Here is an 8,756-nt window from a genome sequence, read left to right as displayed (position 1 = left end):
TGTATTATACCCTGCATTCAAGAGTTCCACCAATTGGGGGACCCATTCCAGCATATCCCGGCAGCGGATGTGTTTTTGCACCAGCTCCATCAGCGCAACGCCTTTATGTGTCAGGATTTCTTCATCGCTGAGCACACTGACGTCCACCAACGGAAACGCCTGACGGTATAAGCGAGCAGCCTGTTCAGGGAGCGTAAAACAATCCAGCCACCGGTTTGTGTAAGGATAAGGACGAACCTCGCCATGATAAAACAGCAGAGGCGCCACCAAAGGGAGTTCAGTATGGCCTTTTTTCAGGTGAGCCGCCATCGCTGACATGGCGTAATACATCAACCGCCAGGCCATCAACGGGTCAGGGGTGGACTGATGTTCAATCAGACAATAGATATAACCTCGTCCCCGAGCTGTTTCAACCGAGTACAGCACATCACTGTGCAGTTGACGTAAATGCCGGTCCACAAAACTGCCAGGCTCCAGTTTCAATGTGGCTAAATCACACAATGACTGGACCTCTTCGGGCAGATAAAGGGATAAAAACTCCCTGGCCGTTTCGGGCTGCGTTAAAAAATGCTTGAATAAGGCGTCATGGTGAGGCCGTTTTTCTTTCTTTGCCACAATCTGTTTCTCTGTCTTATCAGTTAGTCATTACCACTCATTGTCAAGGTATATACCCTTCATCTTTCAAGCTGCTGCTTTGTTGGCTGCTTTCACTCACCCCAGTCACATAGTTATCTATGCTCCTGGGGATTCGTTCACTTGCCGCCGCGCTGCAACTCGAAATCTATTAGGTATAGTATTTCTACCAAGTTACAAAAAACATTGTTTCAGATTTTCTCAGGAAAATCTTTACCGAATGCATTAATATAAGCGCCTAAAGAATCAAATGCCAGAAAATAAAAAACGAGAAAATATTATATTTACAACAACCATTCAATGAAAGTTATTGGTCGAATCCGCCAGGTATGGTTATTAACTGTCTATCCCAATAGAGCTATTTTATTTGCCATTTTTTGCTATAAAGAATGAACCTGGTGAGTTATACGGAATAATGTACAGACTCATTTAATTGATGTGAAATCGTGATACGTAAGATTATATATCTTATGTTTTATCTTGATATTGCAACTAATATAAAACCAGCCATTAATGATTAATCCGTTTGCTCGTGAGATCACTTAATGGCCGGATTTTATTTACCAATTCTATTTTTTCCTTTTTTTTATATGTTTTTTATAGCTTGCTATCAATATAATGGATATTATTATTGATAGCATTGCTGATGTATCTAGATATAAATCCATAACATTCTCAATACCATATATTCCCCAAAAACTGGCGAATGATGTAATGAAGCTAGTCGGCGTTATCATATCTATGATTTTCATCGTTATAATGAAAATCACAGAAGCCGCTATTATGTATTTTATAAAAGATAAAGTTTTCTTCATCAGTTCACTTTGATTGTTCCATATGCTTTGAGTGATGAGCCAGGAATAGGTATCATTGTCGTTTTCAGTAAAGCTGCTCGGATATAATCAAAATCCGTCTGCTGTGTTAGCGTAACACATCCTTCACTTAGCCCGCGAGGCCCAATTGGATGTAGCCGAAAATTACCTCTTTTGACACCCTCAATGAAAGTTTCATCATTAATTTTCCCATCATCACGATAAAGAGCAAACCATGTTTCTCTGTCAGTACCGTAAAAATTTTTTAGTACCCACATCCTAATTGCATTCAGACGTCCTCCGGACTGGCGGCCAACGATAAAGTATCGGCCTTTTGGTAAAGGCCCGATATCTTGCACGGTAGTCATATAAGCATTGTTTCTACCATATTTTTGTCCGGAAAAAGCAGGAAAAGATCCTACCCCGATACAATGAAGGATAGATGTTGGCATTCCGTTTAATGTAAATGTACATGTGATCGGCATGATTATCTTTCACTCCATGCGTCAGAAAACATGACATTACCATCACAATATTTCCAGGTTATTTTTTCATACCTAAGCTCAATGCATTCCAGGTGGTTTTGATGTTGATGTGATGGGTCTTTTATATTGTGCATAATTGGTGATATAGATACGACTTTTACGTTTTCAAGTAACATATTGAAGTACTCTTTTTCTTGACCAGCATCATCGATTCTGTACCATTTGATCTCAGCCATTTTTAACGTTTGTCCTTTTGCCACAGCTTTATAAAAATATGGGGATGAACAATCGAACTCTTTCTCAAAACATAGAGGAGCATGAATTCTTGTTCCAGTTAACTTTCCAGTATTACCGTCAGTAGGAATGTGAAGGTTATGTCCAAAACCAAGGATTTCAATACTTCCCTCCCTACCTAATACATCAACTGAACCTTTAATATCTGAGCCCCCATCATCTTTAATCCAGAGATAAGCTGGTATTGCCATAATTTTTCCTTCCTCTAATTGAATATTAATAACGAAGCTTCATTTCTACGAATCAAGTGAAACTTATATAGTCAATCAGTAAGACAACAACAGATTCGAATAGTTCCCAAGGCTACTAAATTTTTTAGTCGCCAATAGCGACACAGCTATCCCTTATATAGCCGCCGCTTTCTATCTTTCATCGTTTCCTGCAATTCTCTCTGTTTGATGTTCCATATTAAGTCTTTTGGCATCAGGACTTGAATGTCTAATGGCAATGTTCAGGAATCTTTCCATATTCCCGGCAGTTAAACTGGCATCTCCAGCCAATTTCTTACCATTAATTTTCTGGTTACTCAGTACTGTACTTTTGCTAGTTTCACAGTTTCCGATGATTCAAGGCTCTAAGAATTTCATCTGACAATGATTTCGATTCTACTGCTTGATGGAAGCCTTCTTCTGGATGAATCATAGAAACAAGTCTGGTTTTTATGATTGGCTTACCGTCAAAGTAAATAAACAGCTCTTTCCCTAAGTTTCTTGCTAAAAAAAGTTTGAACCGGTCACTACAATTCAGTCCTTTCTTAACCTTAAGAAAAATGTTATTGGCATTCACAGCTAAATCATCACCGATTTCTCCTACAGGAAGAGCTTGTTCTATACAAGGTTTGGATAAATAAAATGTTTCATTACCCGCGATGTAATCAAGAGAAAGTGGTTGTTTCTGCGAAATACACCCGGTAAGACCGAGGATAATAGACAGCGTAAGGATTAATTTAGTCATTCAGTTTGCCCTCATTGTTGACATTAGTGTTCTCAATTATAGCTACCGAAAGAAGTTATTTTATGCAAGTTATTTTTGTCCCTCTTCGGTCTGATTAATTAAGAGAGGTATGGTTATTAACTATCTATCCCAATAGAGCTATTTTATTTGCCATTTTTTGCTATAAAGAATGAACCTGGGGAATTGCCTGTACCATCTCCCGATAATATGATTATTCTATTTTTTACTATTGCTTTTCTTGTTGTTATTGTTTTTTTTATTTTTCTCTTCACTTCTTTTTTTCTTTCCTGCTGTAATACGAGCTTGTATTTCCTCTTGAGATAATGGTGTTTTAGCAGGTGATATTTGTGGCGTAATATCAAAAATATTCCTATCATCGAATTCAGGATGGTTAATAAATGGCAAATATCCGGCAGGAACAGTTAGATTATATTTATTAACTACATCTCTTAATTCTCTGTTCGTTGGTACTCTATCTAAAATAACCATTAATCGTGATATTGCTAATTCTAGTTTATCTAATGGTGAAAGGGTGACTATAGTGACTTCATCTTCTCCACTCAAATGAGCATAATCATCCTTTTTACTTATTGAATAAAAAAATGAGTCGTCTGCCATTTTATTATATATTTCATTATTCTTCCTGATGTCTCGATAGCTGTCTAATCCTCTATAGTAAATTTGATTCAACTGAATAGCTAAAGCAGTCTTGCCTTTTGATAGCAAGCTGTCTTGTTCGAAATGGTAGGCGTTATACTCTCTCGCTTTTTCTTTATTTTTACTATCTGATTCGGTTTTATTACTTCCAGTATGAGCTCTATGATTTTTATCAAATTCTTGATAAGCATGTCCAAATGATTCTAATACCTTACTTATTTTAGTTTCTCCTCTGGATTCACCACCAATAAGTATGCTATTCAATATTGTATGTTCAGAGGTTAAATAGGGCCTCTTTCCGTCTTTTTTGGCTTTATTATAATAGCGTGGAACTTTATCTTCATTACTAAATAAACGGTCTGCTTCACTTTGCCTATATCCATGTGCGCCGATGTTATCCTTATCAAGTTCAAGGAACTCTTGGATGGTCATTTTTCTACTATTTACTGCTGATGCGCCGATTTCATTCATGATCTCTTCATTGTTCAGCATATCTTCTTCATCGTGTTTAATAGAATTATTAGATTGTGACGGGCGTTTTTTTTGCTTTTCTTTTTCGCTATATTTTTTGACCGCAGTATCTTTTTTAATCATAGTATTGCCTGTCGATTTTTTTAGGAAATATATTAGTAAGTTATGTCGCCAAGATCCTTCGTGCCACATGCTCTTATGTCAATGTATATGTCAGTTGTTCAATTATGTTGATACTTGATTTAATTATTAATTTCTGTTGTGTGCGGAAAGTTTTAATGCTTGTTTATTAATGCTATTAATTTTAATTTCTATTTTGTTTTTTGTTCTTACCATTGTATCTAAGGTTAATTTTTTCCTCATTATTTTAGAAGATAACCCAGAGAGACCCATTGCATTATCGCCATAGTTTCTACGTATAAATGCCACCGCATCAGAGTGGCTTTCATTGAGAACTTCACGAATACTATTGGTAAAATCTAATATGTGTCTGGCTTTATCGTCACTCAATCCTTCTAATGCCCTATAGTGTGATATAGCCAGATCAGCAAGTTTATAGGCAGGAATTTTTATTGGTAGTAATTTTTTCATAACTTTTGATGTTAGTGAACTTCCTGCGGTGACTTTTAGATTCTCTTTATTGAATGTCTTTTTTATTGCCTTAGTGATGGGGTTTTTATCGTAATTGTTGATATCGATTATCATGTTTCTTGTTTTAGGGTAAGGGTGAGCTATCTTCAGCTTTTTATTTAATTTTCCAATAGCGGTATCATTAAGATAATTTAATCCTGTTCCGGCTAATGCGCCAATACCCGCGCCCGCGATAGTGCCGACTCCTGGTGCTATAACACTTCCTATAGCGCTGCCTATAGCGCCGCCAGCTATACCGCTTCCGGTACTTAATAGTGTTTGTAGTGCAGTCGTCCCTATATTTTTAGCCACATTATTTCCAGCAGATTCAGGGGAGTCCATTGACTTTAAGGTCCAGTCTAATTGTGTTAAGTGACCTTTGACCACAACCATCCATTTGTAATATTCAGAAATATTTTCTTTCCAGAATGCATAGTCCTGAATTTGATCTAAGTTAGCAGAGCTACTTCCCATCATGGTATCTAAATCCAATCCGATGTCTAATGGAGCACTGTCTATATCGCTATTAATAGAATGACTTGACTGTATTGGCAACTCTTTTGCTCTATTTTTAAGATGGTTTTTATTTTCACTGTGTTTATTTTTTGGCATATTATCACCTAATGGTTTTATGATAAGAGAAAGATTGGTAATTTCTACCTATAATATTCATTCGATAAAATAAAAAATTGAATTTATTAATAAAATATTTTATACAGAATGCCAATTAATAGACAAGAAATTGTTTGTCACCTTGTTGATGAAGAGAATAATTAAAAAATTATTTTAAATTCCGACCAATTTTTCAGAATCCTCTTTTGAGATAATAATATTTATCCCATTGACCTTAACAATAGCTTCTTGACTTTTTACCCATATGGAAAGGATATCTTTTATTTTAGCTAAATAAGTTGAATGGGTAATACCAGAAACTTCAAGAATAATGTTTTCATTGTCCTGACGATTATTATTGTCTGTGGCGGATTGAGTGATCAGATTCACTTTATTAAGGGCAAGGCGAGCATCTTCTGTACCACCTAAGTCGGCACATAATTTATCTGTCAGGGCTTGATTTATTTGTGTACTGTCCAGGCTAGATTTTTGATCTACAGTAGCGGATATTTGGCTAATGGGTATGATACTATTTTCAATATTTTGCAGTTTCATTGGCACAGTAATGGAATAGAGTAAGGAGATGCGCGGGCGATTACCAAGTGCCTGCCAAAAGTTACCCAGGCTGTTTAAATTTTCTTGTTGTGGAATAACCCGGGTATATGAACCGGGAATGCCGGTTAATTGACGGTTGTTAATTAGTGCATTTAAAACCCGTGTCATAACTTGTGCCGCCTGATTATCCGGTTGGCTATCTGGGCTGGAGCTGTCACTTGAGGGTTTATTAGCATCCCAATAGGTGATTAAATAGTTACAATTGATATTGACCCATCCCGGTAATAATGTGCTGGTTGCCGGATTATAGCGCCTTGGTTCAGCAGAGCGTAATTGTAGATCTTCATGTATTTCATAAAGAAATACACTGACCGTCGGTTCTGATTGAATAGAATTAATTTCGGGTAGGTCAAAGCGGATATCGATGTTATTCTCTTTAGTATTTAAATACAGGGATAAAATAGTATTTAATGCCTTGTTAACTTCAATAATAGCATTGTCGGAAGCAATTATCGTTGTCATATTAGCTCCAATTTGATGAAATAGTTAAAATACCAATCTGCCAGTTTTGCTTAATTCAAGTATTATAGCCCGTTCTATATGTTTATTTTCAATTTTATCACAGTTATCATCTGCTGATAATATTGATGATAATAAGGCAATATTTCTGATATTCGCTCCGGTTAAGTCAGTTCGTTTAGCCAGATGTTCAAAATCAATTTCATTGGATAATTTAAGTTGTTTCGGCCAAATGATTTGCCACATTTTTTTACGTAATGTTTCGTCGGGATAAGTAAAACGGGTAATAAAGGTAAAGCGGCGATTAAATGCGCTATCCAAATGGCTGCGATTATTGGTGGCTAAAATGACTAATCCCGGATAATCTTCTAATCGTTGTAATAGATAAGAAACTTCAATATTGGCATGTCTGTCTTGGGCATCTTTAGTTTCACTGCGCTTGCCAAATAAGGCATCAGCTTCGTCGAAAAATAGCACCCCAGAATCGGCTTCGGCTAAATCGAAAATATGCGCGATATTTTTTTCCGTTTCGCCAATATATTTATTCACCACGGTAGAGAGATCGACTTTAATCAGATCAACACCAAGTTGTTCGGCAATCACTTCTGCGGCCATTGTTTTTCCGGTTCCTGACTCACCGTAAAATAGTGCGCTAATACCGGTACCATAACCTATTTTTTCCTGAAAGCCGGTCGCCAGAATTTGGTCACGGTAATGAATGGCGGCGATAATTTCTTTTAATTGCTGTACTAAGGCATCTGAAATCACTAAATCTTTAAAGCTGCGTTTGGGGGTGATTCGTTGGGCTAATTTACCAAAATTCTGTTGAGCGCGGAAATTTAATGCTTTACGTAGATCGGTTTCTTCTAATTGGCCTGTTGGTTGCCGGAGTATTTGATATTGATATGCTTCTTCAATAATGAGTGGTAATGTTTCTGCTGTAAATGAAAAACGCTGACATAGCTGAGTCATATTGATTTTCTGAGTAATATTATCCGGTAAACTTGCTTGTAGCATGGTTTTTTTATCGGCCACAGTGAGTGCTGGCATATTAATTTGTACTGCTGGTAGATGTTTAATCCACATTAATGAGTCTTGTGGTTCTGCCAGGCAAACTACGCGTAATTTGGGTTGATTCAGTAGTGCAGATAATTCGCTGCTCCCTATTTTCTTTTCTTCTGCTAATAAAGAAAAATTACGAATTAATAAACAAGCATCATGTAACCGGGTTTCCCGTACTGCATCTATCAGTAAGTTAGTTATTTTCGTCGGATTTTCGTCGTCTGGCAGACGGGCTAAATCGAGAGTTAAGGTACTGATATTGTGCAATGCCATAATGTTGTTTACTGCTAATTCTCTGGCACTGTCCGGTTTTCCTCTGAGTATAATTAATGGGCGAATTTCGTTAGTTTCGTTTAATAATATTTTTTCAAGTGCATGATAAAGAGCTTGTGGATACCAAATTTGTGAAGCAGGAGTATTCCAATAAGCGCAGGTTGTCAGGGGTGGTAAAATAACCTGTTGACCTGATAAAAAATGCCAGATAGCGCTGTGAGTTAAAAACTGTGTTTGTAACCAGACAGATTCTTCGCAGTTATTAAGTTGTAATAGATGATTACAGATTAATGGTGTTTGAGGTAAGAAACTGTTTTGTAGTAATTGCCAATCACTTTGACGTTGGCTAAATAACTCAATTGTTAAAGCAAAACTGGGCCACTGTTTTTTACTGTTACCATTTAGAGCAGCAAATAGTGAATGATAACGACTGTTAAAATGGGGTAATAAACCTAGCAACAAGGCATCACGTTCAAATTCAGTGAGTTCAAAACGTTCAACCAATAGTGATAATGCATCAAAGGCAGGGTTTTCCTCGGTTGTTTCTGAGCAGTGAATAATATTATCTGCTTTAGGTAGCCAATGAGGAACGCCGAATGGTTCTGCCAGACGTTGTTCTATTTCATCTTCGGCAAGTAAAAAACTCTCCGGTAATGAATCGTATCTGTCTCTTTTCTGGTAATAATAGTGCTGCAATCGCAGGTCAATACGTTCCAGATGGGAATAAAGCCAGCGTAATTCAGGCGTTATAGGTTGAAGTTCACCGTGATTATTTGTTAGCAGGTAATCCATATAAACC

General features: G+C 36.9%; 8 protein-coding genes. All 8 read right to left on the bottom strand.

Going from position 1 to position 8,756, the window contains the following annotated elements; translation table 11 throughout:
* The coding region (locus OO184_RS05670; protein WP_265378343.1) for an Rpn family recombination-promoting nuclease/putative transposase at nucleotides 1-615 on the bottom strand (615 nt) is incomplete at its 3' end.
* 832 nt (nucleotides 616-1,447) lie between these two features.
* Nucleotides 1,448-1,930, bottom strand: a complete 483-nt coding sequence (locus OO184_RS05665; protein ID WP_049585292.1) for a DUF2778 domain-containing protein — start codon at nucleotides 1,928-1,930, stop codon at nucleotides 1,448-1,450.
* Nucleotides 1,931-1,932: 2 nt separating this feature from the next.
* A complete protein-coding gene (locus tag OO184_RS05660; protein WP_049585293.1) occupies nucleotides 1,933-2,415 on the bottom strand; it encodes an Hcp family type VI secretion system effector in 483 nt (160 codons plus the stop codon).
* Between the two features lie 358 nt (nucleotides 2,416-2,773).
* Nucleotides 2,774-3,178 (bottom strand): hypothetical protein, encoded by a 405-nt coding sequence (locus OO184_RS05655; RefSeq protein WP_265378342.1) that lies wholly within the window; start codon nucleotides 3,176-3,178, stop codon nucleotides 2,774-2,776.
* A 216-nt stretch (nucleotides 3,179-3,394) separates the two neighbouring features.
* Entirely contained in the window at nucleotides 3,395-4,429 is a 1,035-nt protein-coding gene (locus OO184_RS05650) for a hypothetical protein (RefSeq protein ID WP_265378341.1), read from the bottom strand.
* Nucleotides 4,430-4,555: 126 nt separating this feature from the next.
* Nucleotides 4,556-5,548, bottom strand: a complete 993-nt coding sequence (locus OO184_RS05645) for a hypothetical protein (protein ID WP_265378340.1) — start codon at nucleotides 5,546-5,548, stop codon at nucleotides 4,556-4,558.
* A 174-nt stretch (nucleotides 5,549-5,722) separates the two neighbouring features.
* Nucleotides 5,723-6,625: a Pvc16 family protein gene (locus tag OO184_RS05640; protein WP_265378339.1), complete on the bottom strand. Its 903-nt coding sequence runs from the start codon at nucleotides 6,623-6,625 to the stop codon at nucleotides 5,723-5,725.
* A 24-nt stretch (nucleotides 6,626-6,649) separates the two neighbouring features.
* Nucleotides 6,650-8,749: an ATP-binding protein gene (locus tag OO184_RS05635; protein WP_265378338.1), complete on the bottom strand. Its 2,100-nt coding sequence runs from the start codon at nucleotides 8,747-8,749 to the stop codon at nucleotides 6,650-6,652.
* Nucleotides 8,750-8,756 lie beyond the last annotated feature (7 nt).

This window comes from Photorhabdus aballayi, assembly GCF_026153155.1.
GTDB lineage: Bacteria > Pseudomonadota > Gammaproteobacteria > Enterobacterales > Enterobacteriaceae > Photorhabdus > Photorhabdus luminescens.
The sequence above is the reverse complement of the archived record's forward strand: the minus strand, read 5'-3'. Positions and strand labels throughout refer to the sequence as shown.

What these genes read in the sequence shown, in the direction of transcription:
- OO184_RS05645 (WP_265378340.1), bottom strand. Translation starts at nt 5,548, where the DNA reads ATGCCAAAAAATAAACACAGTGAAAATAAAAACCATCTTAAAAATAGA.
- OO184_RS05665 (WP_049585292.1), bottom strand. Translation starts at nt 1,930, where the DNA reads ATGCCGATCACATGTACATTTACATTAAACGGAATGCCAACATCTATC.
- OO184_RS05635 (WP_265378338.1), bottom strand. Translation starts at nt 8,749, where the DNA reads ATGGATTACCTGCTAACAAATAATCACGGTGAACTTCAACCTATAACG.
- OO184_RS05640 (WP_265378339.1), bottom strand. Translation starts at nt 6,625, where the DNA reads ATGACAACGATAATTGCTTCCGACAATGCTATTATTGAAGTTAACAAG.
- OO184_RS05650 (WP_265378341.1), bottom strand. Translation starts at nt 4,429, where the DNA reads ATGATTAAAAAAGATACTGCGGTCAAAAAATATAGCGAAAAAGAAAAG.
- OO184_RS05655 (WP_265378342.1), bottom strand. Translation starts at nt 3,178, where the DNA reads ATGACTAAATTAATCCTTACGCTGTCTATTATCCTCGGTCTTACCGGG.
- OO184_RS05660 (WP_049585293.1), bottom strand. Translation starts at nt 2,415, where the DNA reads ATGGCAATACCAGCTTATCTCTGGATTAAAGATGATGGGGGCTCAGAT.